16 protein-coding genes are annotated in these 20279 nt (G+C 67.0%); 8 read left to right on the top strand and 8 right to left on the bottom strand.

Annotation, left to right across the window (positions count from 1 at the left end; all coding sequences use genetic code 11):
- The first annotated feature begins 139 nt into the window (after positions 1-139).
- The 3 genes from ACNA0R_RS08640 to folE all read left to right on the top strand — a co-directional run bounded on the left by ACNA0R_RS08640 (position 140) and on the right by folE (position 3070).
- Complete coding sequence (locus ACNA0R_RS08640) at positions 140-1057, top strand: LysR family transcriptional regulator (RefSeq protein ID WP_415826050.1); 918 nt, start codon at positions 140-142, stop codon at positions 1055-1057.
- A 233-nt stretch (positions 1058-1290) separates the two neighbouring features.
- Positions 1291-2400, top strand: a complete 1110-nt coding sequence (locus tag ACNA0R_RS08645) for an alpha/beta hydrolase family protein (protein ID WP_415825568.1) — start codon at positions 1291-1293, stop codon at positions 2398-2400.
- A gap of 124 nt (positions 2401-2524) precedes the next feature.
- The gene (folE, locus tag ACNA0R_RS08650) at positions 2525-3070 is read left to right on the top strand and encodes a GTP cyclohydrolase I FolE (protein ID WP_415825569.1); all 546 of its coding nucleotides are present in this window, start codon (positions 2525-2527) and stop codon (positions 3068-3070) included.
- A gap of 72 nt (positions 3071-3142) precedes the next feature.
- Here the strand turns inward: folE and bglX are convergent, their stop codons facing one another.
- The 3 genes from bglX to ACNA0R_RS08665 all read right to left on the bottom strand — a co-directional run bounded on the left by bglX (position 3143) and on the right by ACNA0R_RS08665 (position 6646).
- Complete coding sequence (bglX, locus tag ACNA0R_RS08655) at positions 3143-5464, bottom strand: beta-glucosidase BglX (RefSeq protein ID WP_415825570.1); 2322 nt, start codon at positions 5462-5464, stop codon at positions 3143-3145.
- Between the two features lie 172 nt (positions 5465-5636).
- The gene (locus tag ACNA0R_RS08660; protein ID WP_415825571.1) at positions 5637-6071 is read right to left on the bottom strand and encodes a DUF1810 domain-containing protein; all 435 of its coding nucleotides are present in this window, start codon (positions 6069-6071) and stop codon (positions 5637-5639) included.
- The gene (locus tag ACNA0R_RS08665; protein WP_415825572.1) at positions 6053-6646 is read right to left on the bottom strand and encodes an NUDIX domain-containing protein; all 594 of its coding nucleotides are present in this window, start codon (positions 6644-6646) and stop codon (positions 6053-6055) included. Before ACNA0R_RS08665 ends, ACNA0R_RS08660 begins: the two co-directional genes overlap by 19 nt.
- A gap of 285 nt (positions 6647-6931) precedes the next feature.
- On the opposite strand from ACNA0R_RS08665, the gene ACNA0R_RS08670 reads away from it, so the two are divergent.
- Entirely contained in the window at positions 6932-7900 is a 969-nt protein-coding gene (locus tag ACNA0R_RS08670; RefSeq protein WP_415825573.1) for a Bug family tripartite tricarboxylate transporter substrate binding protein, read from the top strand.
- Positions 7901-7993: 93 nt separating this feature from the next.
- Here ACNA0R_RS08670 and ACNA0R_RS08675 read toward each other — a convergent pair whose 3' ends face one another.
- Positions 7994-9589, bottom strand: a complete 1596-nt coding sequence (locus tag ACNA0R_RS08675; RefSeq protein ID WP_415825574.1) for a glycine betaine ABC transporter substrate-binding protein — start codon at positions 9587-9589, stop codon at positions 7994-7996.
- Positions 9590-9739: 150 nt separating this feature from the next.
- On the opposite strand from ACNA0R_RS08675, the gene ACNA0R_RS08680 reads away from it, so the two are divergent.
- A complete protein-coding gene (locus ACNA0R_RS08680; RefSeq protein WP_415825575.1) occupies positions 9740-10366 on the top strand; it encodes an LON peptidase substrate-binding domain-containing protein in 627 nt (208 codons plus the stop codon).
- A gap of 3 nt (positions 10367-10369) precedes the next feature.
- Here ACNA0R_RS08680 and ACNA0R_RS08685 read toward each other — a convergent pair whose 3' ends face one another.
- Both ACNA0R_RS08685 and ACNA0R_RS08690 read right to left on the bottom strand, forming a co-directional pair.
- Positions 10370-13135, bottom strand: coding sequence for an MGH1-like glycoside hydrolase domain-containing protein (locus tag ACNA0R_RS08685; RefSeq protein ID WP_415825576.1), 2766 nt, complete (start codon positions 13133-13135; stop codon positions 10370-10372).
- 32 nt (positions 13136-13167) lie between these two features.
- A complete protein-coding gene (locus ACNA0R_RS08690) occupies positions 13168-15399 on the bottom strand; it encodes an amylo-alpha-1,6-glucosidase (RefSeq protein ID WP_415825577.1) in 2232 nt (743 codons plus the stop codon).
- Between the two features lie 128 nt (positions 15400-15527).
- Here ACNA0R_RS08690 and ACNA0R_RS08695 point away from each other — a divergent pair, with 128 nt between their 5' ends.
- Positions 15528-15821, top strand: a complete 294-nt coding sequence (locus ACNA0R_RS08695; protein ID WP_415825578.1) for a hypothetical protein — start codon at positions 15528-15530, stop codon at positions 15819-15821.
- A gap of 1 nt (position 15822) precedes the next feature.
- Here the strand turns inward: ACNA0R_RS08695 and otsA are convergent, their stop codons facing one another.
- The gene (gene otsA, locus ACNA0R_RS08700; protein ID WP_415825579.1) at positions 15823-17226 is read right to left on the bottom strand and encodes an alpha,alpha-trehalose-phosphate synthase (UDP-forming); all 1404 of its coding nucleotides are present in this window, start codon (positions 17224-17226) and stop codon (positions 15823-15825) included.
- Positions 17227-17260: 34 nt separating this feature from the next.
- Positions 17261-17998, bottom strand: a complete 738-nt coding sequence (gene otsB, locus ACNA0R_RS08705; RefSeq protein ID WP_415825580.1) for a trehalose-phosphatase — start codon at positions 17996-17998, stop codon at positions 17261-17263.
- A gap of 214 nt (positions 17999-18212) precedes the next feature.
- Between otsB and ACNA0R_RS08710 the strand changes: the two genes are divergently transcribed.
- Complete coding sequence (locus ACNA0R_RS08710; protein ID WP_415825581.1) at positions 18213-18872, top strand: response regulator; 660 nt, start codon at positions 18213-18215, stop codon at positions 18870-18872.
- A gap of 64 nt (positions 18873-18936) precedes the next feature.
- Complete coding sequence (locus ACNA0R_RS08715) at positions 18937-20271, top strand: ATP-binding protein (protein ID WP_415825582.1); 1335 nt, start codon at positions 18937-18939, stop codon at positions 20269-20271.
- Positions 20272-20279: the final 8 nt, after the last annotated feature.

Here is a 20279-nt window from a genome sequence, read left to right on the forward strand (position 1 = left end):
GTCCAAGCCGGGTNNNNCGGGCCGGNCNGGGCTGGGCCGCTGGGCTGGGTCCAACTGGACCGGCCCGACCCGGCTTGGACCGCGGGCCTGGGCCGGTACCCGTGCCGGCCGACGCCGTCGATGCCGCCACCTATACGCCATGGACCGCTTCAAGCAACTGCAAACCTTCGTCGATGTAGCCGCCCTGGGCAGCCTGTCGGCCGCCGCGCGGGCCGAAGGCGTCGCGCCGGCCATGATCGGGCGGCGCATCGATGCCCTGGAAGCCCGCCTGGGCGTCAAGCTGCTGGTGCGCTCGACCCGCCGCATCTCGCTGACCGCCGAAGGGGGCACGCTGCTGGAGGACGCCCAGCGCATCCTGCGCGATCTGAACGAATCGGAAAGCCTGGTGGCGCAAGGCAGCGTCCGGCCCACCGGACTGCTGCGCATCACCGCCCCGGCCGGCTTCGGCCGCCGCCACGTGGCCCCGCTGCTGCCCGGCTTTGCCGAGCAATACCCCGACGTCAGCGTTGTCCTGGACCTGAGCGACCGCCTGGTCGACCTGATCGAGGAGCGCTTCGACTGCGCGGTGCGCATCGGCGACCTGGACGATTCCGACATGGTGGCCATCCGCCTGGCCGACAACCGGCGCGTCGTCGTCGCCGCCCCTTCCTACCTGGAACGGCACGGCACGCCGCGCACCCCGGCCGACCTGTCCGCCCACCACTGCCTGTCGTTCGGTAACCAGGGCAATCAGTCGCGCGGCTGGCTGTTCCGCGTCAACGGCCAGGTGACCGCGTTCCGCGTCGGCGGGCGGCTGGAGTGCAGCGACGGCAGCGTGCTGCACCAATGGACGCTGGCCGGCTGCGGCCTGGCCTGGCGCTCGATGTGGGAGGTGCAGCAGGACCTGGCCAGCGGGCGGCTGAAGACCGTGCTTGACGATTACTGCGCCCCCGCCAACGGCATTTATGCGATGTTCCCCGAACGCAAGCACATGCCGGCCCGGGTACGCGCCTTCGTGGCCATGTTGCGGGAGGCCTACGCCGATCCCGCCTATTGGGGCGCACCCGCGTCGGGATGATCCGGTGTCGGGATGCCCCGGTCAGGACGACCCGGTCAGGACGACCCGGCCAGGATGACCGGTCGGCATGACCCGGTCGGGATGACGGTTGTCGGCCTGCCCGCGGCGCCCTGATCACGTGTTCAGGGTTTTGCCACGCGCGCGCGCCTACAATGCGCCGCATATTCCCGCGGCCGCGCCGTTCTCGCCGGCGCCGCCGCGGGACCCGTCCACCGTATTCGCGGGTACTGCCCATGCGCCTGGTATTTTGCTTTCTGCTTGCACTGTGCACGATGGCGTCCGCCCGGGCCCAGGATCAGGCGCCCCCCACGGCCAGCGCGCCCGCGTGGCAGACGGTGCAACTGGGCGCGCGCGGGCACCGCTACCCCTTCCCCGTCTACGCCAGCCGCCCGCTGACCGCCGGCAATCTGGCTCGCGTCGCCCACGTCGTCGTCATCCTGCACGGCATCAAGCGGGACGCCGACCACTACTACGCGACCGCCGCCGGCCTGTTGGCGGCGAACCCCGCCGCGGCGGACGACACGCTGGTGATCGCGCCGAAATTCGTGGGCACCATAGACCGGGGTTTCGAGCACATGCCGGCCTGGCATCGACAGCGCTGGATCGCCGGCGGCGACAGCGTCAAGGCCAATGGCCGCCCGGCGCCGATCGGCTCCTTCGACGTGCTGGACGATCTGGTCGAATGGCTGGCCGACCGCCATGCGCTGCCCGCGCTGCGCGACGTCGTGCTGGCGGGCCATTCGGCGGGGGCGCAGATGCTGCAGCGCTACGCCGTGCTGAACAATATCGACGAAACCGTCCGCAAGCGCGGCGTCGCCCTGAGCTACGTCGTCGCCAACCCGTCTTCCTATCTGTATCTGACGACCGACCGGCCCCGCGCGGATGGCGGCTTCGGACCCTACAACCGCGGCCTGTGTCCGGACTTCAACGACTTCCGCTATGGCCTGGACCATTTGCCGCAGGATCTGCGCGTTTCCGACATCAAGCGGCTGCCCTCGCGCTACGCCCAGCGCAGCGTGACCTATCTGCTGGGCGGCGCGGACAACAACCCGGAACACCGGCTGCTGGACAAGCGCTGCGGCGCGGAGGCCCAGGGTGCCACCCGCCTGGCGCGCGGCCGCGCCTATCTGCGCTACGAAGCCTGGCTGCCGGCGCTGAAGCAGAACGTGCACAAGGCTTATGAAGTCGCCGGCATCGGCCATGACCAGCGCGGCATGTTCGGCTCGCAATGCGGCGCGCGCGCCCTGCTGGGGGCTGATGCCCAGGCCGGGCCGGAGGCCGCCGCCTGCAAGGCGCTCGCCGGCCCGTCGGCCACCCCGGGCCGGGCGCCGGCCGCCCGATAGAACCAGCCGAAGAATGAACCGCCGGACCGCGGCGCACGATACCTGGCCCGCATCGCGGCTGGTATCGTAGCGGCTGCAACGTCGCCGATACACCCACTACACGCCCAACGCTGGCCTCCACACCATGTCGCTCGAAGAACACTACACCGCCATCCTGCAACAGCTCGGCGAGGATCCCTCCCGCGAGGGCCTGCGCGACACGCCGCTGCGCGCGGCCAAGGCCATGCAGTATCTATGCCGCGGCTATGGCCAGGACCTGGATGAGGTGGTCAACGGCGCGCTGTTCTCTTCCGACACGAAGGAAATCGTGCTGGTCAAGAACATCGAGTTGTACTCGCTGTGCGAACATCACATGCTCCCCTTCATCGGCAAGGCTCACGTGGGCTACCTGCCCAACGGCAAGGTGCTGGGCCTGTCCAAGGTCGCGCGCATTGTCGACATGTATGCGCGGCGCCTGCAGATCCAGGAAAACCTCAGCCGCCAGATCGCGGAAGCGGTGCTGCAGGTCACCGGCGCCGCCGGCGTGGCGGTGGTCATCGAAGCCCAGCACATGTGCATGATGATGCGCGGCGTCGAAAAGCAGAATTCGTCCATGGTGACATCCGTCATGCTGGGCGAATTCCACGACAACGCCGCCACGCGGGCGGAGTTCTTGAACCTGATCCGCTGAGCTGTCAGCCGAGCTGTCCGCGGCTCCCCTAGGCGGACTGCCACGGGCCGTTGCGGCGGGCGCGGCGCCCGCTTATTGCAGCGTGAAGCCCGCCTCCCTCACGTCCTGCGAATCCAGCCCGACATAGACATTGAACGCACCCGGCTCCGCGCCGTAGTGCAGCTGCGCGTTGTAGAAACTCAAATCGTCCTCGTCTATCGTGAACGATACCTCGCGCGTTTCGCCGGCCTTCAGCATGACCTTCTGGAAGTGCTTCAGTTCCTTCACCGGCCGACTGATGGACGCGACCGGATCCTGGATATACAGCTGCACCACCGTCGCGCCGTCGCGGCTGCCGGTATTGGTCACCTTGACGCTGGCCCGCACCGTCCCGCCGCGCGCCATTTGCGTACTGGAGAGCGTCACCGGCGACACCTCGAAGCTGGTGTAGCTCAAGCCGTAGCCGAACGGGAACAGCGGGCCGTTGGGCGCGTCGAAATAGCGCGACGTGTACTTGTCGGGATGCGCGGGGTCGAAGGGACGGCCGGTGTTCAGATGGCTGTAGTAGATCGGGATCTGTCCCACCGAGCGCGGAAAGGTCATCGGCAGCTTGCCCGACGGGTTGTAGTCGCCGAACAGCACATCGGCGACGGCATTGCCGCCTTCGGTCCCGGCAAACCAGGTTTCGAGCATGGCGTCGGCGTTGTCGTTCTCCCAGGTCAGCGCCAGGGGACGCCCGTTCATCAGAACGATGACCAGCGGCTTGCCGCTGGCCTTCAAGGCCTTCAGCAAACGTACCTGGCTGTCGGGGATAACAATATCGCTGCGGCTGGAGGCTTCGTGCGCCATGCCTTGCGACTCGCCGACCACGGCCACCACCACGTCGGCCTGCCGGGCGGCGGCCACGGCCTCGTCTATCAGCTGCGCCGGCGTGCGCGCATCGACGTCCACGTCCTGCTCGTACAGGTTCAGGTATTTGACGATCTCCGGATCGTCGATCACGTTGGCGCCCTTGGCATACAGCAGCTTCGCCCGGTCGCCGACGGCGTTGGCGATGCCCTGGTAAGCCGACACCGTTTGCTCCGGGCGGCCGGCGGCCGACCAATTGCCCATCATGTCGCGCTGGCTTTTGGCCAGCGGACCCACCACGGCGATCGTACCCTGCTTGCGCAGGGGCAGCACGCCACCCTGGTTCTTGAGCAGCACCAGGCTTTCGCGCGCCACCTGGCGCGCGGCGTCGCGGTGCAGGCGGCTTTCGGCATTGACGTCGGGCGGATCGTTCTCCGGCCGCCCGATACGGCGATACGGATCCTGGAACAGGCCCAGATCGTATTTGACGCGCAGCACGTCGCGCGTCGCGCGATCCAGATCGGCCATGCTGACGCGTCCGCTGTCCAGCAGCGGCTTGAGATTGTCGCCGTACATGGTGTCGCTCATGCTCATGTCGGCGCCCGCGGTGATCGCCAGCCTGGCGGCGTCGCGGCCATCGGCCGCCACGCCATGCTTGATCATTTCCATGATCGCGCCGTGATCGCTGATGGTGATGCCCTTGAAGCCCCACTGCTTGCGCAGCACGTCCTGCAGCAGCCATTTGTCGCCGGTGGCCGGCACGCCGTTCAGCGAGTTCAGCGCGATCATCACGCCGGCCGCGCCGGCGTCCAGCGCCGCCTTGTACGGCGGCAGGTACTCCTGGAACAGGCGCTGCGGACTCATGTCCACGGTGTTGTAGTCGCGGCCGCCTTCCACCGCGCCGTAGGCGGCAAAATGCTTGACCATCGCCAGGATGCTGTCTTTCGCGGCGGGGTCGTCGCCCTGGTAGGCCTTGACCAGCGCCGCGCCGATTTGCGAGGTCAGGTAGGTGTCCTCGCCGAAGCCTTCGGAATTGCGGCCCCAGCGTGGATCGCGCGAAATGTCCACCATGGGCGACCAGGTCACGTCCAGGCCGTCGGCGCTGGCCTCGATGGCGGAAATACGGCCGGTCTGGCGGATGGCGTCCAGGTTCCAGGTGGACGCCAGGCCCAGCCCGATCGGGAATATCGTGCGCTGGCCATGAATCACATCGTAGGCGAAGAACAGCGGGATCTTCAGCCTGCTTTGCATGGCCGCGTCCTGCAGCACGCGGATGTCCTTGGGCGTCACGGTATTGAAGACGGCGCCGGCCCTGCCGGCCGTGATGTCGGCCATGAACTTCGGCTTGTCCGGATTGGAACCGGCCGGCAGGCTGATCAGGCGCAGCTGGCCGATCTTTTCATCCACCGTCATACGGCTCATCAGCTTGTCGATGAAGGCCTCGCGGGCCGCCTGCTCGCGCATCATCGAAGGCGGGTTGCTTGCCGGGTGCGTGCCCGTTTGGCCGAACGCCGGGGCGCCCGCCAGCGCGATCAGCAAGGGGAGCGTCAAACCAAGCTTTTTCATGCGCATGCGTCTCTGTGATTATTGTGGGATCCGGTGGCGCGGGCCTGGCGGCAAGCCGGGCCCGCGCGGATAAGCCGGGCAAGTGTGCCACATCGGCGCCGAAGCCACGGCGGCGCGCGCACGCAGGTGGCGTGCCGCCGTTATGCGGGCGGTCAGGGGCGATCGGAGGCTATCAGAGCCGGGAGAGCGTCAGCGGATCGGCCTGGCCGCCGAAAAAGCGATCCAGGCAGGCGCGAAAAATCGGTTCTTCCGGCGCGGCCCAGGTGAACAGCGTCAGCGAAGAACGAAACTTGACGGCGTCCAGCGGGCCGAAGATCTCGGCCGCCGAGCCTTCCGGCGCGCGGGCCACCAGTTCGCAGGCATGCTTGAGCCGTTGCCCCAGCACTGGGTGGGCCACATAGGCGCGCGCTTCGTCCAGGCAGGATATGCCGTAGCGCTGCGCCATTTCGCTGCGGCCCAGGCCCCGGATCTGGGGAAACACGAACCACATCCAATGACTGCGCTTGCGTCCCTGCGCGAGCTCCTCGCACACGGTGTCGAACACCGGATCCTGCGCCGCGACGAAACGCTGCAGCCCGTATGAGTCGTTCAGCTCGCGGGTTTCCATGTCAGCTCCCATGCGCCGCTCAGCACGTTCTGCAGCCACAGGGCGCAGGTGAGCGTCTTGGAATCGGTGATCTCGCCGTTGCGGCAGGCCGCGAACAGTTCATCGACCGCCATCGGGTGGATATCGACGAATTCGTCGGCGTCGGTCTGCGCCTGTCCGGCCCGCAAACCGCGCGCGAAGAAGATATGGATGATCTCGGTGGAATAGGCGATGGCCACGTGCATGGCGCCGGCGGTCGACCATTCGCCGCCGCTGTAGCCGGTTTCTTCCAGCAATTCGCGGCGCCCGCATTCCAGCGGATCTTCGCCCGGATCCAGTTTGCCGGCGGGAAACTCGATCATGACGCGGCCCACCGGATAACGGTACTGGCGCACCGTCAATACGCGTCCATCGTCCAGCATCGGCACCACCACCACGGCGCCGGGATGCACGATGTACTCGCGCGTCGAGCTATGGCCATTGGGCAGCAGCACCGTATCGCGGCGCGCGCGCAGGAAACTGCCTTCGAACAAGGATTCCTGCTTCAGGGGTTTTTCCACGAGGTGGGCGTCGTCGTTCGTATCCACTGATTCCATCCGGAGCTTGGGGAGGCGCGGCACCGGGGTGCCGGCGAAAAGAGGCATATGCAGCAAAGACAGTGCCCAACTTTAGCAGTTGTCGCGGCGTGTCCCGGCGGCCGCCGGACATTCTCACACTATGCCAGGAAAAAAGGATGTCCCCTACGCGGTCGGGTACGACAACCGCGGCGGGCCGTGGCCGGTTTCCCGGCATGTCGATCCGAATACCTATGAGAAGATGCGGATGTCGCGGACGGCTTGGCGTCCGGCGATCCCGCAAAAAACATATAAGGAGGAGCAACCATGTCCATAAAGACCCTCGCGCGCGCGTTCGCGGCCGCCACGATCGCCGGCGCATGTATCGCGGCGCCGGCCGCGCACGCCGATTACCCCGACCGGCCGGTCAAGATCGTGGTGCCCTTTACGGCGGGCGGCACCACCGACATCCTGACGCGCGCCATCGGCAACAAGATCAGCGAATCGCTCAAGCAGACCTTCATCGTCGAAGCGCGTCCCGGCGCGGGCGGCAATATCGGCAGCGAGTACGTCGCGCGCGCGGCGCCGGATGGCTATACGCTGCTGGCCGCGTCGGTCGGCCCCATCGCGGTGAACTCCAGTTTGAACAAGCTGGATTACGATCCCTTGACCGACCTGGTGCCTGTCGTGCAATTCGCCGACGTGCCCAACGTACTGGTCGTGCCGCCCGACGTCCCCGTGCACACCGTCGCCGAATTCGTCGCCTACGCCAGGCAGCATTCCGGCAAGCTGAACTACAGCTCCACCGGCATCGGCACCTCCTCCCACCTGGCCAGCTACATGCTCATGCAGAAAATCGGGGTGCAGGCGACGCACATACCCTACAAGGGCGCCGACGCGCTGAACGATTTGTTGAGCGGCCGCGTGCAATTCATGTTCGCCACCATCCCGTCGGTGATCGGCCAGATCAAGGCGGGCAAGTTGCGGCCGATCGCCGTCAGCAGCATCCGCCGGTCGGCTTCCATGCCCGACATACCGACCATTGCCGAAAACGGCTTTCCGGGTTTCGAGGCCGGCTCCTGGTTCGGTATGTTCGCGCCCAAGGGCACGCCGCCCGAGGTCGTGGCGACCTTGAACAAGGCCGTCAACGCGGCCCTGCCCGGCCTGAAGGACAAAATGACGGCGGAGGGCGCCGATCCGGTCGGGGGCAGCGCGCAGGCCTTCGGCGAATTCACGCGCAAGGAACAGGCGAAGTGGAGCGCCCTGGTCAAGCAGATGGGCACCAAGGCCGAATAAGCGCGCATGGCGCCGCGCCGCGTACCGCGGCGCACCGGCGCGGGCCAGGCACCGTGCGCACGGCGTCCGGCCGGGACACACGCCTTGCTTCAGTCAGGCGGTCGTGTATCTACCGGTTTGCCGGCGCAGGCGGCGGTCCACCAGCTCGAATGCCAGTTCGCTGGCCAACGCCATCGCGGCGGCGGGCAAGGCGCCCGCCAGCAGCAACTGGCTGTCGTTCAAGGCCAAGCCGGTGACGATGCGTTCACCGAAACCGCCCGCGCCGATAAAGGCCGCGATCGTCGCCGTACCGATGGAGATCGACGTGGCCGTACGCACGCCGGCCAGGATAGTGGGCCGGGCCAGCGGCAACTCGATCAGCGTGATGCGCTGGCGCGGCGTCATGCCCAGCGCCGTCGCGGCCAAGCGCATACCGGAAGAAATCTCGTCCAGCCCGGCCACCGTATTGCGCATGACCGGCAGCAAGGCATACAGCGTCAACGCCGCCAGCGCCGGCACCGCGCCGATACGGCCGGTCACCGTGATCAGGATGGCCAGCATGGCCAGCGATGGAATGGTTTGCAGCAGCCCCGTCATGCCCAGCACCAGCGCGCGCAAGCGATAGCGTGGGTAGACGAAGACCCCGGCCGGCACGGCGACCAGCACCGCGATGGCGACCGACAGAAGGACCAGCATAAGGTGTTGCGCGGCCAGGCGGCCGAGATCGGGGCCCAGCAGCTTGCGCCAGAAACCATAAGGTTCATCCCCCTGTCCCGCCGGGAGCGCGACGCCCGCGCCGCCGCCCGCCGCCAGGCGATCGCGCGCGATGACGGCAAACGGCACGCCGTCCAGTTCGGCACGCGCATTCATGGCGATCATCGTGTGTTCATCGATGGTTCCGGCCAGTTCGCGCATGGCGGCCCAGGCCGCCGGATAGCGCCGCGGCACGTCCAAGCGGTAGAGCACCACGGCGTCATAGCGCGGGAAATATTTGAGATCGTCATCCAGCACGCGCAAGCCCAGCGCGTCGATCTTGGCATCCGTGGTGTAGATGTCGATGACATCCACTTGTTTCTTCTGGATCGCGTCATAGGCCAGGCCATGGTCCAAGCCGGTGGGCGACTGCCGCAGGCCATAGCGTTGCGCCAGGCCACGCCAGCCGTCGACACGGCCGATGAATTCCTGCGACAGTCCCAGGCGCTGGTCCGGATGTCGCGCCAGGTCGCTCAGCGAGCGTATCCCCAGCCTGTCGGCGTCCGCCGCGCGCATCGCCAGCGCATAGCCGTCGTTGAAGCCGAACGGAATATCCACGCCCAGCCCCAGCGGCGCCAATCTGCCGCGGATCTCCTCCAGCGACAAGGGCTTGTCGCTCTTGAGGATTTCCATCGCGATGGTCCCCGTATATTCGGGGTACAGCCCGATGCTGCCGCTTTGCAGGGCCTGGTAGACGATGGCCGTATTGCCCAGCCCCTGCGACACGGCCGGCGTCTGCCCCGTACGGGCCGTCACCTGTTGCGCCAGCAGCTCGGCAAGGATGTAGGACTCCGTGAAACGCTTGGAGCCGATGCGCAGGTCGGGCGCCGGCGATGCCCCCTTGGCGGCCAAGGTCCGCGCCTGGCCATCCGCGCCGGCGGCCTGCCCCTGCGTCGTTTGACTGGTCTGCGCCGCCGCGACGCCAGGGGCGGCCACCAGCAATAAAAGCGCCAGCATCGCGGGCAGGCGGAACCCGGAAACAAACCGGGCAAGGCGCGCCGGCAAAAACGATATGGGCGGGATCATCCGTATGGGCGGTATGGGGGCGGCGGCTATGGGGCGGGTACGGAGAGTAACGGGCAAGGGCCAATTGTGCCATCATGCCGCATGGCCGCCACTCCCTTATTCCCCCTGGGCAATGCCTTGTTCCCCGACGGGGTCACGCACCTGCGCATCTTCGAGGTCCGCTACCTGGACATGATAGGCAAGTGCATCGCCGATGGTGGAAGCTTCGGCGTCGTACCGCTGCTGGAAGGCAGGGAGGTCCGCACGCCGGAGGGCAAGGAAGTACTGGCCGGCGCCGGCACGCTGGCGCGCATCGTCGAACATTCCGCGCCTATGCCGGGCCTGCTGCAGATCGTTTGCACCGGCACCAGCCGCTTCCGCCTGTTGTCGGCGGAGCAAGGCAGGTTCGGCTTGTGGAGCGGGGAGATCGACATCCTTGCGGACGACCCGCCACGCCCCATCCCGCGGGAACTGCAGCCCTGCGCGAACGCGCTGGGCGCACTGATCGCCGACCTGCAGCGCCGCGGCACCCCGGCGGCCTTGATGCCCATCGCCCCGCCCTTCCGCCTGGACGAATGCGGCTGGGTGGCGGACCGCTGGGGCGAGATCCTGCCCCTGCCGCCGGCGATCAGGCAGGAACTGCTGCTGGCCACGGACCCCGAACTGCGCCTGGCGCAAGTGCACGAGCTGCTGGACGCGCGCGGATTGCTGCCGCCCGGCGCGGACTGAACCCTACTTCACCACCTGCCCGCTGGCGCGCGCGACCGCTTCGGCGGCTTCCGCCCGGGCTTCGTCGTCGGCGCTTTCCACCGCGGGCAGGATGCCGCTGGCGGCGGTTTCGCGCGGCTGCAGCAGCAATGCCACCAGCGCCGTCCATCCGGTCTGGTGCGAAGCTCCCAGGCCACGTCCGTTATCGCCATGGAAGAACTCGTGGAACAACACCAGGTCGCGTGATGCCGGGTCGGCCTGCAACAGCGGATAACCCATCATGGACGGCCGCTCACCGTCGGAATTCTTCAGGAACAGCCGCGTAATACGGCTGGCCAGCTGGTCGGCGATTTCGCGCAGCGAATACTTGCGGCCGGAACCGGTAGGATATTCCACGCGAAAATCGTCGCCGTAATAGCGATGGAACTCATACAGGGATTCGATCAGCAGGTAGTTCACCGGCAGCCATATCGGCCCGCGCCAATTCGAGTTGCCGCCGAACACCCGTGAATCGGACTCGCCAGGCAAATAGCGGATGCAGAAGCTCTGCCCGTTATGCCTGAATTCGTACGGCGTATCGCGATGATGCCGCGAAAGCCCGCGCACCCCGTAATCCGAGAGGAACTCGCTTTCATCCAGCGCCCGCCGCAGCAGCGCCTTCACGCGATGTCCGCGCAGCAGGGATAGCAGCGCGGAATTTCCCTTGCCGGGTTCGGTCCATCGCGACACCAGCCTGGCCAGATCCGGGCGATGCCGCAGGAACCAGCGCAGCCGCTCCTTGAAACCGGGCAGCCGCCCATGCATGTTCTCTTCCAGCACCTGCACGGCGAACAGCGGGATCAGCCCGACGATGGAACGCACGCGCATCGGCATGCTGTCCTGGTCGGGCAGATGCAGCGCATCGTAGAAGAATTCGTCCTGCTCGTCCCACAAGCCGGTTTCGCATTCATCGCCGCTATTGACCGCTTCGGCGATGTACAGGAAGTGCTCGAAGAACTTCACGCCGATGTCGACAAAGGCCTTGTTGACGGTCGCCAGCTCCAGCGCGATGCGCATCATGTCCAGCGCATAGGCGGCCATCCAGGCCGTGCCGTCCGCCTGGTCGATGTGGCCGCCCGTGGGCAGGGGCTGTGACCGGTCGAAGATGCCGATATTGTCCAGCCCCAGGAAACCACCCTGGAAGATGTTGCGCCCATCGGCATCGCGGCGGTTGACCCACCAGCCGAAGTTCAGCAGCAGCTTGTGGAACACCAGCTCGAGGAACACGTGATCGGGTTCGCCGTGCCAGGCGCGATCGATTTCATACACGCGCCAGGTGGCCCAGGCATGGACGGGCGGATTGCCGTCGCCGAAGGCCCACTCGTAAGCGGGCAGTTGCCCGTTGGGATGCTGGTAGCGGTCCTTGACCAGCAGCAGCAGCTGGTTCTTGGCGAAGACGGGATCGACCAGCGCCAGCGCCGTGGCCTGGAAGGCCAGGTCCCAGGAGGCGTACCAGGGATATTCCCATTTATCCGGCATGGACACGATTTCGCCATTGCACAGATGCCGCCAATCGGCGTTGCGGCCGCGGCGGCGGCGCGCGGGCGGCTTGGGCTGCGCGGCATCGCCATCCAGCCAGCGCGTGACGTCGAATTCGTAATACTGCTTGGACCAGAGCAGTCCCGCCAACGCCTGGCGCTGCACCAGCCGCGCATCGTCGTCGGCGATCCCCTGCTGCAGGCAATCGTAGAACTCGTCGGCCTCGGCGCGGCGCCGCGCGATCAGCGCGTCGACGTCCAGCGCCTGCGCGTCGTGCCGGGCCTGCGGCCGCAGGCGGAACACCATGGCGCTGCGCGCGCCCGGCGGCAGATGCGCCACCCAATGCGCGGCGACCTTGGTGCCGCCGTCCGCGCGCACGGCATCCTTGTCGCCATGCACGATGTAGTCGTTGATGCCATCCTTGAACGGGCCCGCGCCTTCGCTGCCGAACAGCTTGCGGACATTGGTTTCGTTTTCGCAGAACAGCCATTGCACCGGTCCCGGCGCGGCCGCGGTCGCCACCATGGGCTCATACGCCGCGTGGCGCGCCAGGACGGTCTCGCCATCGCCATCCTTGTCGCGAATGGACTGCAGGGATGGCTTGGGCGACACGCCGTCCCACGACCACGTATTGCGCGCCCACAACTGCGGCAGCACGTGCAGCGTGGCCGGCTCGGCGCTGGGATTTTCCACGGTGATCCGCATGACGATGTCGTCATGCGCATGCTTGGCGTACTCGACCGTCACATCGAAATAGCGGTGATCGTCGAACACCCCGGTATCCAGGATTTCGTACTCCGGCTGATCGGTGCCGCGCCGCGCATTCTCGGCCACCAGATCGGCATAGGGAAACGCCGACATGGGATAGCGATACATCATGCGCATATAGGAATGCGTGGGCGTGGCGTCCAGATAGAAATACAGTTCCTTGACGTCCTCGCCGTGGTTGCCTTCGGCGTTCGTCAAGCCGAACAGGCGTTCCTTGATGATGGGATCGTGGCCGTTCCATAACGCCAGTCCCAGGCACCAGCGCAGCCGGTCATCGCCAAAACCGGCCAGGCCGTCCTCGCCCCAGCGGTAGGCGCGGCTGCGCGCGTGGTCGTGCGGAAAGTAATCCCAGGCGGTGCCGTATTCGCTGTAGTCCTCGCGCACGGTGCCCCACTGCCGCTCGCTCAGATAGGGCCCCCAGCGCCGCCATGGAACGGACTCGGCCTGCGCCAGGCGCTGGCCTTCGATGGTATGGAACAACGAGGTGGCACGCGGCGTAGGCATGGCGCGTCCTTGCAACAGGCGAAACGATGAATTTACCGCGTCCGCGCGACGGCCGGCACGGCATCGCGCAACATGCTTTCCGCGCGGAGCAGCTCGCCCAGCGACCAGGCCTGGAAAGGCGCGCCCGCGCAGCGGTGCGGGGCATCGCCATCGGCGATCTCCGATACATGGTCCAATCCGCCTTCATCCAGATGGCGATACAGGGGCGCCAGCCAGCGCGCGCGCAATTGCGCCACCGCCGCCGGGTCCAGGCTGCCCGCCGCGGCGCGGGTGCGCAGCCAGGCCTGCACGAACGCGCCGATCAGCCAGGGCCAGGCCGTGCCCTGGTGGTAGGCCGCATCCCGCTGCCTGGGACCACCCTGGTAATGGCCGATATAGGCCGCGTCGTCCGGCGCCAGCGTGCGCGGCCCCATGGGCGTCAGCAGTTTGCCTTCGACCTGCGCCACCACGGCCCGCGCCAGCGGTCCGTCCAGCACGGCATGGGGCAGGCCGCCGACGGCGAAAAGCTGGTTCGGCCGTATGCTGCCATCCAGGCGGCCGGCTTCGTGGCCGTCATCCACCACATCGTAGAGCCCGCTGCCATCCGGCTTGGGGAAGCGCCGCAGGAACGACGCCGTGGCCTGCTTTTCCAGATCGCGGCAGCCGGGATTCCAGGCGGAAGCGATGCGCAGCGCGTTGATCCACAGCGCCTGGACTTCCACCGGCTTGCCGATGCGCGGGGTCACCACCCAATCGCCGACCTTGGCATCCATCCAGGTCAACTGCAGGCCGGGGCAACCCGCGCGCAGCAACCCGTCGGCGTCGGCCGCGATGCCGTGGCGGGTGCCGGCGGCATAGCCGGCCACGATGGCATCGATGGCCGCGCGCAGACTGGCGCGCGCCGCGTCATCGGCATGGTCGGTCCGCAGGTAGTCATGCGCCGCGATGACGAACCACAGCGAGGCATCCACCGAGTTGTAGGCGGGTTCGCTGCCTTCGTCCGGAAAGGTATTCGGCAGCATGCCGCGGGAAATATAGCGGGTCCATTCCAGCAGGATGACGCGGGCCTCGGCCAGGCGGCCCGTGGCCAGCAGCAGGCCGCGCATGGCGATGAAGGTATCGCGGCCCCAGTCGGTGAACCAGGGGTAGCCCGCGACCAGCGTCAGGCCTTGCGCGCGGGAAACCACATAGGCGTCGGCGGCGCGTTGCAGGCGGTCGGGATATGCGGCGCGGCGCGCGGCCTCGCGCGCGGCCATGCGCGCGGCCATGACGATGGCGTCGCCCGTTTGATCCGCTGACGGCGCATCGTCCGCCCGCGCGGCCATGGACGGGCGCGCGGCGCCCCGGCCGGTGCCGACATCCGGATCGCCGCCTTGTACGTCGGCCCGCGCGGCGCCAGGCGATACGCCGCCGGGGGTAGCCAGCCCGACCGCGGACAGGATGATGACCGCCGGTCCGGCGTCCAGGTCGAAGGAAAATACGCCCGGCGTGGCCAGGTCCTCGATGTCGTCCAGGCCGCGTTCGCGTTCGCGTACGTAGCAGAAGTTGCGGTACCAATCCGGCTCATGGGCATAACGGCCATTGGTGTGCGCGGCAACCGCCGGCACGTCGCCATACGGCTGCCATTGCACGCCTTGGCCATCGACCGTGGCGGAGAAATCGAAGGCGGGATTTTCCCGGTGCAGCGCGTGGTAGTCGCGGCCGGACAGCAAAGGCCGCACCCTGAGCATAAGCGGGCCGCCGCCATCCCCCGGGGCGTGGCCGTCCGCCGGGGCGCCGTCGGCTTGCGCCGGCGCCCCGGCGCCTGCCGCGCGGGCAGGCACGCCCTCCAACTCCCAACGCAACACCGTGCGGGCGCTCGCCTTGTCGACGAAACAGGCAAAGCTCACCACCCGTCCATCCCGCAGGCCCAGCCGCCAGGTGGGCCAGGGATGCAGGTCGAAGGACAGCATCTCGGCGGCATCGTCCGGCACGACGAGGTCCGGCGCGTAGCGCTGCCGGGTCAGGGCCTGGCGGCCGCCGGCGCACTGCACCCAGGCCTCCACGCCGTTCACCAGTACCTTGCGCCCGGTGGGCGGACGCGTCGCGCACAGGAGCAGCGCGTGATAGCGGCGCGTACGCAGGCCGCCGACCGTGCCGCTGGCGTAGCCGCCGCGACCATCGGCCTCCAGCCACTCGTCGCGCTCATCCGTATCCCGCGCAAGCCCCCGCCTCGTGTCCGCCGCGGCCGCCGCCTCCGCCCGGATGCCGCCGAAGCCTTCAGCGTTGTTGCGCTCATGCGACATTGCGGCGCACCATTACGGAGGATTTCCCGGGGCATACGCACCATGAAAAGGCACGTATATGCTTATTCGTAACGGGATTGAGCTTCTGCCGAAACGCTTGTTGCGGCGCATCAAAATAGGTGTTTATCATGATTGCACTGAAGCTCGTTTTTATCCCCGACAGGAGCAGCACCATGGGTTCGCGCCGCCTTTCCTTTCTCACCCTCACCCCTTCCGACACTGCCGCGCTCAAGCGCGGCGCCCGCGCGACCGCTCGCTTCGCCCAGCGCCGCGTGGCGGTGCCGGCCGCCAATTTCCTATTCGATTCCGTGGAAGGCGTGTTCAACTTCATCGACGAATTCGCCGATTCCGTCGATGAGGTCCGCAAGGCGATGGCGCGCGCCCGCACCGAACGCTACACCATTTCGGCGCACCGCCGCTGATTCAGGCGACGACTTCGGGCGTGACCGTCTCGCTCTGCAGATCGTTCAGGAAGCGATCGCGCCAGCGCGAAAGATTGTTCTCGGTCAGCCTTGCCAGCATATTGCGGTGGCGCGCCATGCGCTCCGGCAAGGCCATGGTCAGGGCGCGATCCAGCGTTTCCGCCATGCCGTCCGCGTCGTAGGGATTGACCAATAGCGCGCCCTCGCCCAGCTCTTCCGCCGCGCCGGCGAATTCCGACAGCACCAGCACGCCGGGATCGTCCGGCGACTGGGCGGCGACGTACTCCTTGGCCACCAGGTTCATCCCATCGCGCAGCGGCGTCACATAGCCGACCTGCGAGGCGCGGAACAGCGACATCAGCAACGCCCGATCGTAGGATTTATTGATATAGCGCAGCGGCGTCCACGCCAGGTCCGACCAGCGCCCATTGATGCTGCCGGCGGCGCTTTCCAGCTGCCGCCGGATCCTGCGGTACTGCTCCACGTCGGAACGCGACGGCGGCGCGATCTGCACGAAGGTCACCTGGCCGCGATGCGCCGGCGTCATCTCCAGCAGCCGCTCGAACGCCGTGAAGCGCTCGACCATTCCCTTGCTGTAGTCCAGCCTGTCCACGCTGACCATCAGCCTGCGCTGCTGCAGGCCCTGCTTCAGATTGGTGATCTGGCGCGAACGGTTGTGCTTGAGCGATAGCTCCTGGATTTCATCGGGATAGATGCCGATCGGGTACACCCCGGCGCCGATGCGGTGTCCGCCGATTTCGACATAGCGGTCGCCGCGGCGCGCCGCCCCCAGGCGGCGGCAGACATAATCGACGAAAGCGCGACGGTCCGAATCGGTCTGGAAGCCCACCAGATCGTAGGCGCACATCGCTTCCATCAATTCGCGGTGCGGCGGCACCGTCGCCATGACGGGTTCGGCGGGAAACGGAATATGCAGGAAGAAACCGATGCGGTTGCGTATGCCGGCCTGGCGGCAGGCGCGCGCGAAAGGCAGCAGATGGTAGTCGTGCACCCACAGGATGTCGTCGGGCTCGAGCAAGGGCTTGAGCCGTTCCACCAGCCATCGATTGACACGGCAATAGCCGGCATATTCACGGCGATCGTAGCGGGCCAGATCTGGCCGGTAGTGAAATACCGGCCATAGCATGCCGTTGGAAAAACCCCGGTAGTACTGGTCGTAATCGGTGCGCGACAGGGCGACGGTGGCATAGGTGATGTTGTCGCGCGTGTCCTTGTGTACGGTATCCGGCGGCGTGGACCCATCGGCGATATCGCCATTCCATCCGAACCATATGCCGCCAGTCTGCTTCAGGGCATCGAAGACGCCCACCGCCAGCCCGCCGGCGGTGGGTTTTCCTTCCGCGATGGGCGCGACCCGATTCGATACAACGACTAGCCTGCTCATGGCCGACCTCCTTCTTCTAGTGTTTGCGGGGAGCTCAAAGCAAGGCGAGCCAGGCCGCCAGCGCGGCGGGCGTGGGAAAGCGCCAGTCGGCGACGCTGTCCCCTTCCCCGATCTTGATGGTGACGCCCCCCAGGGCCCTCACCGCCTGGAAACCGGCCTCATCTGTCAGGTCGTCGCCAGCGAATAAGGGTATGCGCCCCGCAAAGGGTGGCATACCCATCAGGCGGTTGATGGCCGCCGCCTTGCTCGCTTGCCGCGGCTTGATCTCGACCACCATCTTGCCGGGCTGCAGCACGAAGCGATCGGCATGCGGCTGGATCGCCAATTCGGCGGCGATGCGCGCATCATGTTCGCGGTCAGGCGCATTACGATAGTGAAAGGCCAGGGACAAGCCCTTGTGCTCCAGTTGCGTGCCGGACCAGCGATCGACCAGCGGCGCCAGGCTTTCGACCATGCGCGCGACCGCCGCCGTATCGACCGGCAGTTCATGCAGCGTGCCGTCGGGCCCGCGCCATTGCGCGCCGTGCAGGCCGGCGCCGGTCAGCACCAGCGGCTGGACCAGCGCGTCTATCTGCGATAGCGGCCTGCCCGATACAATCGCGATGGCGCCGCCGGTCAGCTTTTCCAGGCGCGCCAGGACGTCCAATGTTTCAGTGGGAACGTGCGCCTGCTGCGGCGTCGCCGCGATGGGCGCCAACGTTCCGTCCAGGTCGAACAGCAACGCATGCTTGCCGACGTTCTCGCTCGTGACGGGTATGGATGGGCTTTGCACGTTTTTCTACTCTCGCCCGCATGCGGCGGGGTATGACAGTTACCTTATAGCCCAGGGGTGTAACCAGAAGCCGCTTCGGGAAGTTACAAAACGAGAGCAGACCGCATACACGCTTGTTGTACGGCGCGACTTGCGCGCCAGGAACTTAAGATCGGTGTCAGGCTCCAACGCCAAAGCTTGTGATGCTGGACCGGCCTCGCTGAAGGAGAAACGCATGCGCATTCTTTTGGTGGAAGACGATCGGATGATCGGCGAAAGCGTATTCGACGGCCTGCGCGCGGAAAACTATGCGGTGGACTGGGAAAAGAATGCCAAGGGCGCGGACCTGGCCTTGCGTACCGGCCCCTACGATCTGGTGCTGCTGGACCTTGGCCTGCCGGATGGGGATGGGCTGAACCTGTTGCGCGATCTGCGCACGCGCCGCAACCGCACGCCGGTGTTGATCGCCACCGCGCGCGATGCGGTGGCCGACCGCATCGCCGGCCTGGATGCGGGCGCGGACGACTACGTCATCAAGCCTTACGACATGGAAGAATTGCTGGCGCGCATGCGTGCGCTGATACGGCGCAGCGCCGGACGCGCCGAGCCCGTCTTCGAACATGCCGGCGTCAGCATCGATCCGCAGGATCGCTCCGCGCGCGTCAACGGCGAACCCGTCACGCTGACGGCGCGCGAATGGGCCGTGCTGGAACCGCTGATCGCCCGTCCCGGCATGATATTGTCGCGGGCGCAGCTGGAAGAAAAACTCTACAGCTGGCAGGAAGAAATCAGCAGCAACGCCGTCGAAGTCTATATACACGGGCTGCGCAAGAAACTCGGCCAGCGCTTCATCCAGAACGTGCGCGGCGTTGGCTACGTCATTCCGAAAACATGAATCGCGCTGATCCCGTCGCTGCTCCCGCAAGCATGAGGCGCCCGTACGGGTCCACTCCCCAGACATGAAAATTCCGCTCGGGTCCTCGCTCAGGGGCCGCCTGATTTTTTTCCTGTTCGCATCCATCCTGCTGGCCGCCCTGGTGCAGGGCATCGTGGCCTACCGCAACATTCTCCAGCAGACCGACGAAATCTTTGATGCGCAATTGCAGCGCACCGCCGCCTCGCTGACCGCGGGCGACGGCCTGCTCAGCGCCACGCCGTCCGCGCCGGCCGGCCCGGCGCCCGCCGACAACCTGATCATCCAGATCTGGACCGCCGATGGCGCGCGGCTGTTCAAGTCCGCGTCCGGCAAACTGCTGCCGGATCCGGTGGTGCTGGGTTTTTCGACCGTGCGCGCGGGCGCGTCGACCTATCGCGTCTATGCGATGGCCACGCCATTCCAGGTGACGCAGGTGGCACAGGACATGGACGTGCGGCAGAAGACCGCGCGTGCGCTGGCCTTGCGCAGCGTCGGCCCCATCGCGGCCGCGGCGCCGCTGCTGATGATCGTCGTGTGGTGGGTGGTGGGCGCATCGTTGCGGCCGGTGCGACGCACGCGCGACGAGCTGGCCAAGCGCCAGCCCGAAGCCCTATCGCCGGTGGGCGAAGCCGGCCTGCCCGATGAGATCCGCCCGCTGGTGCATGAACTGAACCTGCTGCTTGAGCGCACGCGACAGGCCTTCGCGACGCAGAAGCGCTTCGTCGGCGACGCCGCCCATGAATTGCGCTCGCCGCTGGCCGCGCTGCGCCTGCAGTTGCAGGCCTTGCAGCGCCCCGGCGACGAAGCCGCTCGGCGCATTGCGGTGGACCGCCTCGCCACGGGCATAGACCGCGCATCGCGGCTGATCGAACAACTGCTATCGATGGCCCGCCATGATGCCGCGGCCACGCAGAGCGCGGCCAGGCCCGTGGAGCTCGTGCAGCTTATGCGGCAATCCATCTCCGACATTCTGCCGGAGGCCAATGCCAAGGCCATGGATATCGGCATGGACGGCGTGCCGCAGGCATGGGTGCGCGGCGATCCCGATTCCCTGGCGCTGCTGGCGCGCAATCTGCTGGATAACGCCATCAAATACACACCGGCGGAAGGCCGTATCGACGTCGGCGTCGACGTCCATGGCGACGCCGTGACGCTGACCGTCGACGACAGCGGCCCCGGCATTCCTCCGGCCGAACGCGAGCGGGTGTTCGATCGCTTCTATCGGGCGCAGAACCATGACGCGGTAGGCAGCGGCCTGGGACTGTCCATCGTCGAAGCCGTGGCGCGCCGCCATGAGGCCGCCGTCTTCCTGGAAGACGCGCCGCGCCTGGGCGGCCTGCGCGTGCGGGTGCGTTTTCCGGCGGGCGCCCCCGCGTGAATTCCGGC

The sequence above is a fragment of the Bordetella sputigena genome, from assembly GCF_965137885.1.
In the GTDB taxonomy this organism is placed as follows: domain Bacteria; phylum Pseudomonadota; class Gammaproteobacteria; order Burkholderiales; family Burkholderiaceae_B; genus Bordetella_C; species Bordetella_C sputigena.

Excerpts from the sequence above, each read along its gene's own strand:
- ACNA0R_RS08695 (WP_415825578.1), top strand. The coding sequence starts at position 15,528 with ATGATTGCACTGAAGCTCGTTTTTATCCCCGACAGGAGCAGCACCATG.
- ACNA0R_RS08685 (WP_415825576.1), bottom strand. The coding sequence starts at position 13,135 with ATGCCTACGCCGCGTGCCACCTCGTTGTTCCATACCATCGAAGGCCAG.
- ACNA0R_RS08710 (WP_415825581.1), top strand. The coding sequence starts at position 18,213 with ATGCGCATTCTTTTGGTGGAAGACGATCGGATGATCGGCGAAAGCGTA.
- ACNA0R_RS08670 (WP_415825573.1), top strand. The coding sequence starts at position 6,932 with ATGTCCATAAAGACCCTCGCGCGCGCGTTCGCGGCCGCCACGATCGCC.
- folE (WP_415825569.1), top strand. The coding sequence starts at position 2,525 with ATGTCGCTCGAAGAACACTACACCGCCATCCTGCAACAGCTCGGCGAG.
- bglX (WP_415825570.1), bottom strand. The coding sequence starts at position 5,464 with ATGAAAAAGCTTGGTTTGACGCTCCCCTTGCTGATCGCGCTGGCGGGC.
- ACNA0R_RS08680 (WP_415825575.1), top strand. The coding sequence starts at position 9,740 with ATGGCCGCCACTCCCTTATTCCCCCTGGGCAATGCCTTGTTCCCCGAC.
- ACNA0R_RS08640 (WP_415826050.1), top strand. The coding sequence starts at position 140 with ATGGACCGCTTCAAGCAACTGCAAACCTTCGTCGATGTAGCCGCCCTG.
- ACNA0R_RS08660 (WP_415825571.1), bottom strand. The coding sequence starts at position 6,071 with ATGGAAACCCGCGAGCTGAACGACTCATACGGGCTGCAGCGTTTCGTC.
- ACNA0R_RS08665 (WP_415825572.1), bottom strand. The coding sequence starts at position 6,646 with ATGGAATCAGTGGATACGAACGACGACGCCCACCTCGTGGAAAAACCC.
- ACNA0R_RS08690 (WP_415825577.1), bottom strand. The coding sequence starts at position 15,399 with ATGTCGCATGAGCGCAACAACGCTGAAGGCTTCGGCGGCATCCGGGCG.
- ACNA0R_RS08675 (WP_415825574.1), bottom strand. The coding sequence starts at position 9,589 with ATGCTGGCGCTTTTATTGCTGGTGGCCGCCCCTGGCGTCGCGGCGGCG.
- otsA (WP_415825579.1), bottom strand. The coding sequence starts at position 17,226 with ATGAGCAGGCTAGTCGTTGTATCGAATCGGGTCGCGCCCATCGCGGAA.
- ACNA0R_RS08715 (WP_415825582.1), top strand. The coding sequence starts at position 18,937 with ATGAAAATTCCGCTCGGGTCCTCGCTCAGGGGCCGCCTGATTTTTTTC.
- ACNA0R_RS08645 (WP_415825568.1), top strand. The coding sequence starts at position 1,291 with ATGCGCCTGGTATTTTGCTTTCTGCTTGCACTGTGCACGATGGCGTCC.